General features: G+C 66.2%; 14 protein-coding genes. All 14 read left to right on the top strand.

Annotation, left to right across the window (positions count from 1 at the left end):
• Window positions 1–46 precede the first annotated feature (46 nt).
• The 14 genes from tsaA to AABA48_RS02780 all read left to right on the top strand — a co-directional run bounded on the left by tsaA (window position 47) and on the right by AABA48_RS02780 (window position 12877).
• Entirely contained in the window at window positions 47–565 is a 519-nt protein-coding gene (gene tsaA, locus AABA48_RS02845) for a tRNA (N6-threonylcarbamoyladenosine(37)-N6)-methyltransferase TrmO (protein WP_286352025.1), read from the top strand.
• Between the two features lie 48 nt (window positions 566–613).
• The gene (locus AABA48_RS02840) at window positions 614–1921 is read left to right on the top strand and encodes a putative sensor domain DACNV-containing protein (protein WP_286352024.1); all 1308 of its coding nucleotides are present in this window, start codon (window positions 614–616) and stop codon (window positions 1919–1921) included.
• 124 nt (window positions 1922–2045) lie between these two features.
• A complete protein-coding gene (locus AABA48_RS02835) occupies window positions 2046–2711 on the top strand; it encodes an ABC transporter ATP-binding protein (RefSeq protein ID WP_286352023.1) in 666 nt (221 codons plus the stop codon).
• Window positions 2708–5206: an ABC transporter permease gene (locus AABA48_RS02830; protein ID WP_338271003.1), complete on the top strand. Its 2499-nt coding sequence runs from the start codon at window positions 2708–2710 to the stop codon at window positions 5204–5206. The genes AABA48_RS02835 and AABA48_RS02830 overlap by 4 nt, the downstream gene beginning before the upstream one ends.
• 34 nt (window positions 5207–5240) lie before the next feature.
• Window positions 5241–5921 (top strand): arylesterase, encoded by a 681-nt coding sequence (locus AABA48_RS02825; protein WP_286352021.1) that lies wholly within the window; start codon window positions 5241–5243, stop codon window positions 5919–5921.
• 313 nt (window positions 5922–6234) lie between these two features.
• Window positions 6235–6735 carry a chemotaxis protein CheW gene (locus AABA48_RS02820; protein WP_286352020.1) on the top strand — a complete coding sequence of 167 codons (501 nt, stop codon included), beginning with the start codon at window positions 6235–6237 and terminating at the stop codon, window positions 6733–6735.
• A gap of 2 nt (window positions 6736–6737) precedes the next feature.
• Complete coding sequence (locus AABA48_RS02815) at window positions 6738–7250, top strand: hypothetical protein (protein WP_039643574.1); 513 nt, start codon at window positions 6738–6740, stop codon at window positions 7248–7250.
• The gene (locus tag AABA48_RS02810) at window positions 7247–8197 is read left to right on the top strand and encodes a methyl viologen-reducing hydrogenase (protein WP_214302573.1); all 951 of its coding nucleotides are present in this window, start codon (window positions 7247–7249) and stop codon (window positions 8195–8197) included. The genes AABA48_RS02815 and AABA48_RS02810 overlap by 4 nt, the downstream gene beginning before the upstream one ends.
• On the top strand, window positions 8175–9596 hold the full coding sequence (locus AABA48_RS02805; protein ID WP_192905244.1) for a Ni/Fe hydrogenase subunit alpha: 1422 nt from the start codon (window positions 8175–8177) through the stop codon (window positions 9594–9596). Before AABA48_RS02810 ends, AABA48_RS02805 begins: the two co-directional genes overlap by 23 nt.
• Window positions 9596–9847, top strand: a complete 252-nt coding sequence (locus AABA48_RS02800) for a 4Fe-4S dicluster domain-containing protein (RefSeq protein ID WP_338271000.1) — start codon at window positions 9596–9598, stop codon at window positions 9845–9847. The genes AABA48_RS02805 and AABA48_RS02800 overlap by 1 nt, the downstream gene beginning before the upstream one ends.
• Window positions 9844–10299 (top strand): hypothetical protein, encoded by a 456-nt coding sequence (locus tag AABA48_RS02795; RefSeq protein ID WP_010943058.1) that lies wholly within the window; start codon window positions 9844–9846, stop codon window positions 10297–10299. The genes AABA48_RS02800 and AABA48_RS02795 overlap by 4 nt, the downstream gene beginning before the upstream one ends.
• Entirely contained in the window at window positions 10260–10781 is a 522-nt protein-coding gene (locus AABA48_RS02790) for a hydrogenase maturation protease (protein ID WP_286352016.1), read from the top strand. Before AABA48_RS02795 ends, AABA48_RS02790 begins: the two co-directional genes overlap by 40 nt.
• A 1-nt stretch (window position 10782) precedes the next feature.
• Entirely contained in the window at window positions 10783–12384 is a 1602-nt protein-coding gene (locus AABA48_RS02785; protein WP_338270997.1) for a methyl-accepting chemotaxis protein, read from the top strand.
• A 229-nt stretch (window positions 12385–12613) separates the two neighbouring features.
• A complete protein-coding gene (locus tag AABA48_RS02780) occupies window positions 12614–12877 on the top strand; it encodes a hypothetical protein (protein WP_324310934.1) in 264 nt (87 codons plus the stop codon).
• Window positions 12878–12964 lie beyond the last annotated feature (87 nt).

The raw sequence follows: 12964 nt of genomic DNA, 5'->3' as shown, positions 1-12964 counted from the left end.
CCCGCCCCATTGCACTTTGCACCGATCGCAACTACAATCCCCCCCCATGACCCACGACACCCTGTTCACCTATCGTCCCATCGGCATCCTGCGTTCCCCCTATGCCCGCCGGATTGACGCGCCCCATCAGGGCACGGTGGTGGAGGGGACGGAAACCGGGGAGCCGGCGCTTGCCACCCTGGAGCTTCACGAGTGGCTGGACGAGAGCGCGATCCGGGACCTGGGCGGCTTCGACAGGCTGTGGCTCATCTTTGCCTTTCACCTGAGCGAGGGCTGGAAAAGCCGGGTCAAGCCGCCGCGGGGCGGGCCGAAGCGGGGCGTCCTGGCCACCCGGGCCCCCCACCGGCCCAATGCCATCGGCCTGTCGGCGGTGGAACTGGTGGCCGTGGATGGCCGGACGCTCCACCTGCGGGGAGTGGATCTCCTGGACGGCACCCCCGTGCTGGACATCAAACCCTACGTCCCCTACGCGGATGCCTTTCCCGACGCCAGAGCCGGCTGGATCGACGAAGTTGATGCGGAGCAGGGGCGCCACTCCGCGCCGGGGCCCCGCAAACCCCGCTAGCCGCCCTTCCCTTGCCAAAGACAGGCTTTCGGCTACCATTACAGAACTATGAGCCATTGGTATCCCCACGAGTTCGCCGCCCACATCTGCCGGCAGCTGAAAACCGAGGTCCCGGAGCGGCCCCGGGAGGACTGCCCCGGCTGCTCGATCCTGTCCGTGCTCCTCTCCACCTGCTACCAGGCGAGCCTGATGCGGGAGGAGGAGCGCCAGGTCCGCTTCCGCCTGATCTTCCGCGAACCCGAACGGTTCCCGGCGGGCCAGGATCCTCCGGACGGCCTGCACCGCATGGTTTTCCTGGAACCGCGCCCCTGCACCGAGGATGAGCTGCGCCGCCTCTCGCCGGCAATCAGCTTCGACCGCGCCATGATCGGGGTGAACCTGAATACCGACGGGAAGCTGCAGATCTGGGGCGTGGTCCACTCGGGCACCCGCTGGATGCAGGCGATCCACGGGGGCACCCAGTTGATCAACCCGGTACCCGATTCGCTCATCGTGTTCGTGACCGGGCCGGGACGAATCAGCGTGTCGGTGGGATCGACCATGATCGCCGGCCTGCGGGGCGGCCGGGTGGTCAGCATGGCGCGGGAGGTCTTCGCCGCCTCATGGCTCAGGGAGATATTCGCCACCCACCGGGACGAGTTGTGGGACCTGCACCAGGATGCGCGCCAGAAGTCCGGCGACATCTGGCCTCCCATTGACCCGGAATTCCCGGTCATCCTCGGCCAGAACCTGCTCCGCCGGGTCATCAGCCTGATGCGCAGCTATCGCCACGGCGGCACCCTGCTGATCATCCCCAGCGAGCGGACCGATGAGCTGAAACAGGCCAATCCCTACCTGAACATCAAGTACCCGTTTCTGACCGACATCGGCCGGCGGCGGATCTTCCCGCACATCGTCGGGATCATGAACGAATTCGCCCGGGTGGCCAGCAGGTCGCAGCGGGAGTGCAGGCCCCTGGGGTGGGACGAATACCTGGCCCTCAGCGATCCGGTCCTGACCCGGATGGACGAGGCCCTGTTCGAGCTGGCCCACTTCGTAGCCGATCTCTCCCTGGTGGACGGGGCGGTGGTGCTGAACCGGAGGTTCGAGGTGCTCGGGTTCGGGGCGGAGATTTCCGGCGGGCTGGAGAACGTGACCCGGTTGCACGTGGCCCTGGATATCGAGGGAGAGACCCGGCAACCCGAGGCGGTCAAGGGGCGCGGAACCCGCCACCGGTCGGCCTACCGGCTCTGCAACGCCCTCCACGATGCCCTGGCCATCGTGATCTCCCAGGACGGCCAGGTACTGTTCGTCCACTGGCATGACGGCGACGTGACCTGCTGGGACCAGGTGGCCACCAGCCTGCTCGACTTCTGATTCATTCACGCGGGGAGGTTATTCCCGTCATCCGCAGATCCCCAAAAGCGTTCACCCGCGCCGGGGCCCCATTTCCGCCGGCACGGTTGTCCCCTGCCGCCCCTGCTGGTATGATGAACAGGCCATGATCATCGAAGCCCGCGACCTATCAAAAACCTACACCGTCGGCGACCGCCGCATCCAGGTCCTCGACAGGGTCTCCCTGGCCGTGGGACCGGGGGAATTCCTGGTCATCGAGGGAGAGAGCGGCAGCGGCAAGAGCACCCTGCTCTCGCTCCTGTCGGGGCTCGACCGCCCCGATTCAGGCCGGGTCATCATCGAGGGGCGCGACATCACCGACCTCTCCGAGGACGATCTGGCCCCCCTGCGCAACGAAACCTTCGGCTTCGTGTTCCAGTCGTTCCACCTGGTGCCATCCCTGTCGGCCCTGGAGAACGTCATGTTCCCGGCGGAGCTTCGGGGGGACGGGGCGGCCCGGGAGAAGGCAGAGGCGCTCCTGGCCCGGGTGGGGCTCACGGGACGGGCCGCAAGCCTGCCTCACCAGCTCTCCGGGGGCGAGCGGCAGCGCTGTGCCATCTGCCGGGCCCTGGTGAACGACCCGCGCATCATCTTCGCGGACGAGCCCACCGGCAACCTGGATTCGGTGAACGGCCGGGGGATTCTCGATATCCTGCTGGAGCTGCACCGGGAGCGGCGGACAACGCTTGTCCTGGTGACCCACAGCCCCGAGATCGCCCGCACCGCCGACCGGGTGGTGCGGCTCCACGACGGCCGGATTCAGGCCCCATGACCCTCCACGGCCGCCTCCTCCGCCGCCAGCTCGCCACCTCGCGCCGCCAGTCGGCCATATTCGTTCTCTGCGTAGCCCTCTCCATCGTTACCCTGGTTTCCCTGGCCGGCTTCGGCAGGAGCGTCCACAGCTCCATGCTGCGGGACGCCCGGGCCCTCCACGGGGGAGACGTGATCGTGGAGTCCCGCTCGCCCCTGTCGCCGGGGCTCACGGCGGCGGTGGACCGGATCATCGCGGCGGGCAAGGCCCAGGGCGCCCGCATCAACGAGTTCTACTCCATCATCCGCCCGGCAGGGCGGGAGGACTCCCTCCTGGCCCACATCAAGGCGGTGGAGCCGGGCTATCCCTTCTACGGCACCGTGGATCTGGCCTCGGGCCGCCCTTTCCGGCAGGTGCTGGCGCCGGGCCGGGCCATTGCCGAGCAGACCCTGCTGGACCGGCTCGGCCTCCGGGTGGGAGACCGGCTCCGGCTGGGGGACGCCACCCTGGCCGTTGCCGACGTGGTCACCCAGGAACCGGACCGGCCCGTGAACGTCTTTTCCCTGGGGCCCCGCCTCTTTGTGGCCGCCGCCGATCTCCCCTCCCTGGGGCTGGTGGGCCAGGGGAGCCGGGTGAGCCACACCATCCTCCTGAAGGTGGCGAACCCCAGGGAGACCGACCGGATCGCCGCGGAGCTGCGGACATCGGCCCTGCGCGACCGGGAGCGGGTCGACACCTACCGCACCGCCCAATCGGGGGTGAAGCGCTTCTTCGACAACTTCCTCTTCTTCCTGAACCTGATCGGCATCTTCACCCTGCTCCTGGCCGGCATCGGCATCCAGAGCTCCCTGGCCGCCTACCTGGCCGAGCAGCGGCCATCCATCGCCGTGATGAAAGCCCTGGGGGCCACGGGCCGCTTTCTGGTGGTCCACTACGTGGCAGTGGCCTCGGTGCTGGGGATCGTGGGAACGGCGCTGGGGATCGGGGCGAGCTTCCTCCTCCAGGGGGTCTTGCCGGAGCTGTTCCGGGGACTGTTGCCGGCCACGGTGGAGTTCCGCATCGCGGCGCCGGCCGTGGCAGAGGGGCTCGTGCTCGGCTTTTTGACCGTGACCCTCTTCACCCTCCTTCCGCTCTGGCAGCTGCGGGCGGTGAAGCCCCGGGCCATCCTGGGCAAGGAGGAGGAGCCGACGGTGCGCAGCCGCGCGGTCTGGGTCACGACGGGAGCCGTGGTCCTCTTCTTCCTGGCCATGGTTCTCTGGAAGGTGGAGGAGCCCCGGAGCGGCATCAACTTCGTGCTGGGGGTGGGGGGGCTGATCCTCCTGTCGCTTGCCTGCACCGAGGCGGTGCTGCGGCTCCTGCGCAGGGCGCGGCCCCGGCGGCTCGCAGCGCGCCAGGCCCTGCGGGGGCTCTTCCGCCCGCGCAATGCCACCCGGCCCATCATCGTCACCCTCACGGCGGCCCTGGCGGTGATCTTCGCCATCACCCTGGTGGAGCGGAACCTGGATGCCTCCTACATCCGCTCCTATCCCCCGGACGCGCCGAACCTGTTCTTCATCGACATCCAGCCGGGCCAGAAGGAGGATTTCAGCCGTGCCCTGGGGATGCCGGCCCTGTTCCACGCCATTGTCCGGGGGACCGTCACCGCCATCAACGGCCTCCCGGTCGACCGGGAGGCGGAGCGGCGCAAGCGGGGGGACAACCTGTCCCGCGAATTCAACCTGACCTACCGGGACAGCCTGCTGGAGGACGAGCGGATCGTCGAGGGGAAGAGCCTGTTCCGTCCCGACTGGCAGGGGGTCCAGGTGTCGGTCCTGGACACGGTGGTGGAGATGAGCCCCATGGCGGTGGGCGACGTGATCACCTTCCGGGTGCAGGGGGTGCCGATCGAGGCCCGGATCTCCAGCATCCGCACCCGGACCAGGGCCGCGGTGCAGCCCTACTTCTACTTCGTGTTCCAGCCCAGCGTGCTCAGGGATGCCCCCCAGACCCTCTTCACCGCGGTGCGGGTGGAAAAGCCGGGCATAGCGCAGCTCCAGAACCGGATCGCGGCCCGCTTCCCCAACGTGAGCATCTTCGACCTGACCGAGACCGTGGCGGTCTTTGCCCGGGTCATGGGGCGGCTCTCGGTCATCGTCCGCTTCTTCACCCTGTTCAGCGTGGTGGCCGGGGCCCTGATCATCGTCAGCTCAGTCATCGCCACCCGGCATGCCCGGTTGCGGGAGGCGGTCTTCTTTACCATACTGGGTGCCCGGGGCAGGTTCGTCCTGTCGGTTTTCACCATGGAGAACCTGATCATCGGCGGGGTAAGCGGATTCCTGGCCCTGGGCCTCGCCCAGGCGGCCAGCTGGATCGTCTGCACCCGGGTCCTGGACGTCTCCTGGCAGGCCTTCCCGGCCGTGAGCGCCGCCCTGGTGGCGGCAACGGTGGCGCTGGTGGTGGCCGTGGGGCTCGGGGCGTCCCTGTCAATAATCAGGAAAAAGCCGGTGGTCTTTCTGCGGGAGCAGGCCGAGGAGTAGCGGCGCCGTCGGGACCGGAATACGGAGGCATATCGTGAATCTCAGGAAAAGTCTGATGGCGGTTATTGCGCTGACCGCCCTGGCCGGGTGCGACCGCAGGGAGGCGGCCCGGCCCGCTGCTCCGGCGCAGCAGGAGGCCCAGGCCACGGCAGGGACCATCGTGGCGGTGGGGGACAGCCTCACCGCCGGCTACGGCCTCGACGAACACGATGCCTACCCGGCCCAACTGGAGCGGCTGCTGCGGGAGGCCGGTCGCCCCTGGCGGGTGGTGAATGCGGGAATCAGCGGCGAGACGAGCAGCGGCGCCCTGTCGCGCGTGAACTGGGTCCTGACCCTGAAGCCGGATATCGTTATCCTGGTCACCGGCGCCAATGACGGCCTGCGGGGGATCGACCCGAAGGTGACGGAAAAGAATCTCGACGAGATGGTCCGCACGCTGAAGGAGCGCAACGTCACCGTGGTCCTGGGCGGGATGAAGATGGTCGCGAACCTGGGCCGGGACTACACCCGCGCCTTTGCCGCCGTCTACCCGGCCGTGGCGAAGCGCCACGACCTGATCCTGATTCCCTTTTTCCTGGAAGGGGTTGCAGGGCGCCCCGACCTGAACCAGGCCGACGGCATCCACCCCACGGCCGAGGGATACCGGATCGTGTCCGATACGGTACTTCCCTACGCGATCAAGGCCATCGACCAGACTCCGCCATCCGGCGGCTAAAATCAAATGGCGTATCACATCCAACATCAATCTTTACTACATAGTATCACTCAGAAAATACCCCTCACACCCCGCACTTGGAACGATTGAAAATACGGGCCATATTCAGTCATTCCGCGGCAACGCGTCACCCTTTTCCGTAAAACATCATTTTGCACTTCATGCTTTATTCGACGATTTTTAGAAATTAGATCTAAAGTTTCGACCTGCCGCTCCGAAAAGCGTTTGTATACATATCGGCACTATTCTTGATTGCAGAGACAAATCGAGCAGTTCGGTTCCATTGTGGCACTGAAAGGACGGGTTTTCCCCCATGACGACTCTGCCGACCCTATCGACCGGAAGCGCGACAGCAGGTGCCCCCCTGCAGGTGGTTGTGTTCTCCGTGGGGAGTGAAGAGTACTGCTTCGAGATCCTCAAGGTCCGGGAAGTCATCCGGACCGTTCCCATCACCGCCGTGCCCAGCGCCCCGCCCCACGTGGAGGGGATCATCAACCTGCGGGGCGCGGTTGTCCCCATCATCGACTTCCGCAAACGGTTCAACATCACCGGCGAGTGCACGGTGGACGAATCGGAAAAGGTGGTGATCGTCGCCGCCGCCGGGAGCACGACCGTCGGTTTTACCGTGGATGCCCTGAGCCAGGTGCTGAAGGTGCCGCGGGATGCCGTTTCCCCACCCCCCACCGGCGTTGGCGACCAGGGCGGCGAGGCCATAACGGGCGTTGCCTCCATGGGAGACCGCCTGATCATCGTGCTCGATATCGAGCGGCTGTTTTCCGAGGATGAACTCACCAATCTGACAGGAGTGGCCTGACCATGTCCGACCTCATGACTACCCGAGCCGCCCTCCAGGAAACCATGACGTTTCTCGGCGCCATCGCCAGCGGCATGGAGGAGGCCATCGGCGAATCCGCCAACAGCATCACCTACCTAGCCGGCAAGCGGCTCGGCATGCAGTTTTCCGCCGACATCCGGAAGACCGACGACGTGGAAGAGGCCCTGGCCGCCGTCCGCACGGTGCTCCAGGACAACAACTGCCTCTGGCACTTCGAGACGTTCCAGGCCCACGACCGGCCGGCCCTGATCCAGGCCACCGACAACGGCGACGAGGATATCCACCTGGTCTTCCGGGACTGCATGATCCGCCAGTCCCTGTTCCGATTCGGGCACCACCAGAAGGGCTCCCTCTGCACCATGATGTTCGGGTTCTTCTCCGGCGCGCTCCTGAACGTGATGGGGGTCGATTCGACCCTGGAGATCATGCACGCCGGCGAGAACGCCTGCCTGAAGCGGCTGGTGATCCACAAGAAAAGGGAGGAGAAACCGTGAGCACCGTCCCGATCAACCTGGAATGGCTCAGCGACTGCTCCGGCTGCCATATCGCCATCGTGGACCTGCACGAAAAGATCCTGTCGGTCCTGGACTCGGTCACCATCCAGCGCTGCCCGGTTCTGACCGACGTGAAGGATTACCCCAAGGCGAAAGTGGGGCTGGTCTCCGGCGCCATCCGGACCGAGCACGACCGCCACGCGGCCATGGAGATGCGCAAGAGCTGCGACCTGATCATTGCCTGGGGCTCCTGCGCCGTGTACGGCGGGATCGCCGGGGCCGGCAACGTCCACTCCTGCCAGGAGATCATGGACACGGTCTACACCGGCAACAAGACCACGGCGACCACCACTCCGCCCACGAGGGAAGTGTCGGCCCTGGAGCCGTCCGTATCGCCGCTGGACAGCGTGATCGACGTGGACCTCTACCTCCCGGGCTGCGCCCCCCACCCGGCCTTTGTCTTCGATGCCCTCCTGGCGCTCCTGGAAGGACGCTCGCCCCGTATCGCCAACCGGGAGACGGTCTGCGCCCGCTGCCGGAGAACCATGGAAAAGACCGAGGTGGACCGGATCAGGAAGAATTCGGAAGGGGTTCCCGACCCGGACCGCTGCTTCCTGAGCCAGGGCTACCTCTGCATGGGGTCGGTGACCCTGGACCGCTGCATGTCCCCCTGCCCCCTGAACGGCATCCCGTGCAGCGGCTGCGCCGGCGCCACCATGCAGGTGCTGGCCGAGCCCAACCGCGACATCAGGACCGAGATCGCCGAGCGGATGTCGCGCCTGACCAGCATCCCGCGCGAGTCCATTGTCCGGGAAATCGAGCGGACGGCCAAGACCCACTATTCCTACACCATGGCCACCCCCATGATCGGCGAGAAGCCCACCTTCCTGATCCGGAAATGGACCGACGAGGAACGAGACGACTATGAACAAGACCATAACCATTGATCCCGTCACCCGCATCGAGGGGCACGCGCGGGTCTTCATCGACCTGGACGATGCGGGTGGGCTCACGGCCGCGGGGCTCGTGGTGAACGAGCTGCGCGGTTTCGAGAAGATCCTGACCGGCATGGACGCGGACCGGATGCCCCTGGTCACGGCCCGCATCTGCGGGGTCTGCCCCACGGCCCACCACCTGGCCGCCACCAACGCCCTGGACAATGCCGCGGGCGTGGAGCCGCCACCGGCCGCGAAACTGCTGCGCGAACTCATGTACATGGGGCACGTGATCCACTCCCACTGCCTCTCCCTGTTCGTGCTGCAGGGCCCCGACCTGGTCCTGGGCCTCGACGCCGACCCCGCCGTCCGCAACGTGGTCGGGGTGGTGCAGGCGGCCCCGGATATCGCCAAGAAGGCCCTCCAGTGCCGCTCCATCGGCCAGAAGATCAACGAGCTGGTCGGCGGGCGGGGCACCCACCCCGTCACCTCGGTGGCCGGCGGGATCGCCTTCGTGCTCGACGCCGACCGGGAGCGGCAGCTCAACGCCTGGATCAACGAGGCCCGCGACCTTGTGCTGGAACTGGCGCCCGTGGTGAAGCAGCTCCTGATGAAGATGCTCGACACCCATCCGGCCATGCTGCAGCAGTGGGTCGCCCCGGCCTGGAGCGTCGGCACGGTCAAGGCCGACGGCACCCTGGCCCTGGTAAACGGCGAGATCCGGGCCGTGGATGAGGGCGGCGCCCTGAAGGCCCGGTTCCCCTCGGCCGATTACGATTCGTACATGTCCGAGTCGGCGGTGGAGTTCTCCTACATGAAGCAGGTTTCCTTTGTGGACGGGGACAATCGCCACGACTACCGGGTGGGCCCCCTGGCCCGGCTCAACGTCTCCGAGCGCTACGGCACCCCCCTGGCGGACCGGGAGCGGGAAGAGTTCATCCGTACCGTGGGCCGTCCCTGCCACGCCAATGCGCTCCAGCCCTGGGCCCGTCTCATCGAGCTCCTCCACTGCACCGAGCGGGCCGGGGAAATCATGGCCGATCCGGCCATCCACGGCGAGACCCGGGTGCCGGTCACCTTCTCCGGCGGCCGGGGCGTGGGGCACGTGGAGGCGCCCCGGGGCACCCTGATCCACGACTATGAAATCGACGAGAACGGCATTGTCCGGGCGGCGAACCTGATCGTGGCGACCCAGCAGAATTACGCCCTGATCAACGCCATGATCGCCCAGGCCGCCACATCCCACGTCATCAACCGCCCCGACGACCAGGCGCTGCTCAATGCGGTTGAGTTCGGCATCCGCTGCTACGACCCCTGCCTCTCCTGCGCCACCCATGCCCTGGGCGCCATGCCCCTGGAAATCGTCGTGAACCGTGCCGCAAGGCCCCGCGTCATCCGGAGGAACTGCTGATGGTCGAGATCAAGGTCCATGAAGAGGCGTGCCGGGGCTGCCGGATGTGCGTCGACATCTGTCCCACCACGGTCTTTGCCTTTGACGAGGAAAAGCGGCTCTGCGTGGTGGAGCACCAGGAGGACTGCATCGCCTGCCTGAGTTGCGCCTATATCTGCCCCTCGGGGGCCATCGGCCAGGAGAACTATCACGTGGTCAAGAACTTCTACCGCGATCTGGCCTTCTGCACCAAGATGGAGAAGTTCATATGAGCGCGATCACCGAACAGGTCACCCTTGACGACCACGTCAACGCCGCCACGGAAGTGGCCTTCCTGCTGGACATCTTCGCCGCCACCGTCGACAACGTCATGGGCGGGGCAACGGCCTCGGTGGGCCGGATCGCCGGTCGGGAGATGGCGCGGAAGCTGCCGGTCCACCTGACCAACCCCACCCTGGACGAGGTCGTGGCGATCCTCAACTCCCGCATGGAAGCCGGCTACCGGTTCCGGCTGGAGGGGGACGGCACCGAGCGCACCCTCCTGTTCGACCACTGCGTCCTGCGGGAGGTCTGCGCCAAGCGGGGCCTCACCATGGGTACGGCCCTGTGCCGCCTCTTCCACGCCTACCTGGACGGCATCCTGAACGAGCTCATCTGCCGCCCGGTGAAATCGGAGGTCGTGTCATGCGGGGACCAGTGCCGACTGAACCTCAGGACCCAGTAGCGGCTCCGGGGGTCGTGGTGGTCTGCGTCGGCAACGACCTGGTGGCTGACGACGCCGTGGGGTACGAGATCCACCGGCGGCTGGCCGGGGCGCCCCTCCCCGCGGGCGTGCGGCTCCACTACGCGGCCGTGGGCGGGATCGCCCTCCTGGACTACCTGGCCGGCGGGGAAGCGGCCATGATCGTGGTGGACGCGGTCCAGTTCGGCGCACCGGCCGGGACGATCCACCACCTTGCGTGGGACGAACTCCCGAATTTCGGGGGCGGGTCCATCTCGGCCCATTCCATCGGCCTGAAGGAAACCATGGACATCGGGAAGCTCCTCTACCCGGAGCGGCTGCCGCCGACGGTGACCCTGGTGGGAATCGAGGGGCGCTGCTTCGACCGGCCCCGCGACGCCATGTCGCCGGAGGTGGCATCAGCCATAGAACCGGCCGTCGCCCTGATCCGTAACTATCTCCATACTCTCGGACAAGGAATCTGACATGAAGAAATCAGGCGCCAAACCAGCGGAAGTGACCCTGCACCGTGAAATCCAGCGACTTGCCGAGGCCATGATGCACGGAAGACTCGACGAACGGGGGGACCCTGCGCAGTTCGCCGGCGACGACGCCGCACTGGTTCTCATGGTCAACCGGATGCTGGACACCCTGGTGACGCCGCTGCGCCTGGCCGCCGGCGCCATCGACGAGATCGCCCACGGCAGGATCCCTCCCTTTGTCATTGACGACTACGCCGGGGAGTACAACAACCTCAAGCGCAACCTCAACACCCTCCTGGCCACCCTCTACGGCCTCCACAGCGAGACCCAGCACCTGATCGGCAACATCGGCGAGGGAAGACTCCAGACCCGGGGCAACGACTGGGATTTCGAGGGGATCTGGCGCGATCTGATCAAGGGGGTGAACGGCACCCTCGACGCGGTCATCGACCCGGTGAACGAGGCGGGAACCGTGCTCCGCCACCTGGCCGAGTACGACCTGAGCGCCCGGATGCGGGGGAAATACCACGGCGAGCACGCCGCCATCAAGAAGGCCATGAACTCCACCGCGGAATCGCTCCACTCGGCCGTGACCCAGATGACCGAAACGGTAGATCTGGTCTCCACCGTCAGCGGGCAGATCGCCGACAGCAGCCAGCTGGTGACCCAGGGGGCCCGGGAGCAGGAGACGCAGCTGACCGAAACGTCCAACGTGCTCGATCACATCGCCGCCACCTCCCAGAAGAGCGCCCGGAGCACCATTGACGCCCGCCAGGCCGCCGGCGGCTCCGCCGAGTCCATCAAAACGGCCAAGTCGGTCATGGACCAGATGCTCCAGGCCATGGGGCAGATCCGGAGCGCGGCGGACAACACCGTGGGCATTGTCCAGCAGATCGACTCCATTGCCAAGGAAACCGACCAGCTCTCCTCCAACGCCACCAGCAAGGCCACCCTGATCCGCTCCTCCGCCAACGGCTTCAGCGTGGTTGCCTCTGAAATCAGGAACCTGTCGAAACGGTGCGAGGACGCCGTAACACGGCTCCATGACTTCCGGCGCCGGGCCACTCTCACCCCCAACGGGGAGAGCGGGGACACGGGCGATGCGCTTGAAAGCGAGTACCTGGAACTGATTCGCGAATTGAAGAGCGTGGCCTCCAGCTCAGGCCTGCTGGGAGTGAACGCGGCGATCTCGGCGGCCCACGTGGAAGGTGCCGGCAACGACTTCCAGGTGCTGACCGAGGAGATCCGCCAACTGGCCAAGCGTTCCACCGATGCGGCGCGGCAGACCGACACGCTCATCAAGACATCGGTCGAGCAGGCCCGGCGGGGAGAGGACCTGTCCCGCAAGATCGACGTCCACCTCACCGAGGCGGTAACCGGGGCAACGACGATCTGCGCCCTGACCGAGGACATCTCCCAGAGCAGCCAGGAACAGGCGAGCGCCATCGAGCAGATCAGCCGCTCCGTCAACCACATCACCACCATCACCAGGCAGAACGCGGACAGCGCGCTCAAGTCGTCGGAAGTATCGCACAAACTCGGCCAGCAGATGACCAAGCTCACCAGCATGGTGAGCAAGTTCAGGCTGGACAACGCCGCCTGCTGAACCTGGTTTCGCCACGCCGCAATCCTGGCAGGCCCCCATCCGGAGCGACATGATGGGGGCCTCTTTTTATATAGCGACCTGAATTCGTGAGGGCTGACGCGCCGACGAAGCGGCGGTGCGGGCGGCACACGGAGCGAAGTGGCGCGGCGGCTCTCACAACACTATATACGACATATTGTGTCGCACATATCGGTTTTACTGTCATCATCACACAACCGGGAGGTGCGCCATGATCTATCTCACCACGGACCAATTCGACCAGGCCGTCTACTTCGAACTTCGCCGGAGCGAGCATCCCCGTCGCAGCGGCGGCGCGATGCACGTTCTCCACGGGCTCCTGGGGAACGGGGTCAGCGAGATGCCCGTGACCATCCGCAGCGGGCAGGATTGGACCGACGTGGATTTCGGCAAGGGGAACCTCCTCAACTTCGTGGATGAGCGGACCGTCCGCCGGATGCTCGGCCAGGTGGCGCGGGAGATGGAACTCCACTGATCCTTCGGCGGCACCTTGCTATTTCCCCGTTTCCCGAACGGCGTTTCTCTGGTATCATCGCGGCCTCACCATCGTTGAAAGGAGACC

This window comes from Geobacter sp. 60473 (assembly GCF_036323535.1).
Classification (GTDB): Bacteria; Desulfobacterota; Desulfuromonadia; order Geobacterales; family Geobacteraceae; genus Geobacter; species Geobacter sulfurreducens.
This window is presented reverse-complemented; position numbering and strand designations above follow the sequence as displayed.

What these genes read in the sequence shown, in the direction of transcription:
- tsaA (WP_286352025.1), top strand. Translation starts at nt 47, where the DNA reads ATGACCCACGACACCCTGTTCACCTATCGTCCCATCGGCATCCTGCGT.
- AABA48_RS02840 (WP_286352024.1), top strand. Translation starts at nt 614, where the DNA reads ATGAGCCATTGGTATCCCCACGAGTTCGCCGCCCACATCTGCCGGCAG.
- AABA48_RS02835 (WP_286352023.1), top strand. Translation starts at nt 2,046, where the DNA reads ATGATCATCGAAGCCCGCGACCTATCAAAAACCTACACCGTCGGCGAC.
- AABA48_RS02830 (WP_338271003.1), top strand. Translation starts at nt 2,708, where the DNA reads ATGACCCTCCACGGCCGCCTCCTCCGCCGCCAGCTCGCCACCTCGCGC.
- AABA48_RS02820 (WP_286352020.1), top strand. Translation starts at nt 6,235, where the DNA reads ATGACGACTCTGCCGACCCTATCGACCGGAAGCGCGACAGCAGGTGCC.
- AABA48_RS02815 (WP_039643574.1), top strand. Translation starts at nt 6,738, where the DNA reads ATGTCCGACCTCATGACTACCCGAGCCGCCCTCCAGGAAACCATGACG.
- AABA48_RS02805 (WP_192905244.1), top strand. Translation starts at nt 8,175, where the DNA reads ATGAACAAGACCATAACCATTGATCCCGTCACCCGCATCGAGGGGCAC.
- AABA48_RS02800 (WP_338271000.1), top strand. Translation starts at nt 9,596, where the DNA reads ATGGTCGAGATCAAGGTCCATGAAGAGGCGTGCCGGGGCTGCCGGATG.
- AABA48_RS02795 (WP_010943058.1), top strand. Translation starts at nt 9,844, where the DNA reads ATGAGCGCGATCACCGAACAGGTCACCCTTGACGACCACGTCAACGCC.
- AABA48_RS02790 (WP_286352016.1), top strand. Translation starts at nt 10,260, where the DNA reads ATGCGGGGACCAGTGCCGACTGAACCTCAGGACCCAGTAGCGGCTCCG.
- AABA48_RS02785 (WP_338270997.1), top strand. Translation starts at nt 10,783, where the DNA reads ATGAAGAAATCAGGCGCCAAACCAGCGGAAGTGACCCTGCACCGTGAA.
- AABA48_RS02780 (WP_324310934.1), top strand. Translation starts at nt 12,614, where the DNA reads ATGATCTATCTCACCACGGACCAATTCGACCAGGCCGTCTACTTCGAA.